At 58.1% G+C, this 241-nt stretch carries 1 protein-coding gene; it reads left to right on the top strand.

What is annotated here, in order from left to right; translation table 11 throughout:
- On the top strand, positions 1-241 hold a 241-nt coding region (locus tag CVH10_RS23860), incomplete at both ends, for a Mur ligase family protein (protein ID WP_369336014.1).

Raw genomic sequence — 241 nt, 5'->3', positions numbered from 1 at the left:
GTTGCGGCGCTCGGCGCGAATGTTCTTTCATCGACGGCGAACAACAACAACGAAATCGGGGTGCCGCAAACGCTGTTGCAGCTTGATGAAACCCATCGCTTTGCTGTTATCGAAATGGGAATGCGCGGGCGCGGCCAAATTGCCGAACTTGCGCGCATCGCGCAGCCGACAGTTGGCCTCATTACCAACGTCGGGCCGCAGCACATCGAGTTTTTCGACGACTTTCAGGGCGTTGTCGCCG

Source organism: Halomonas sp. ND22Bw (assembly GCF_003011945.1).
In the GTDB taxonomy this organism is placed as follows: Bacteria; Pseudomonadota; Gammaproteobacteria; order Pseudomonadales; family Halomonadaceae; genus Halomonas; species Halomonas halophila.
The sequence above is the reverse complement of the archived record's forward strand: the minus strand, read 5'-3'. Positions and strand labels throughout refer to the sequence as shown.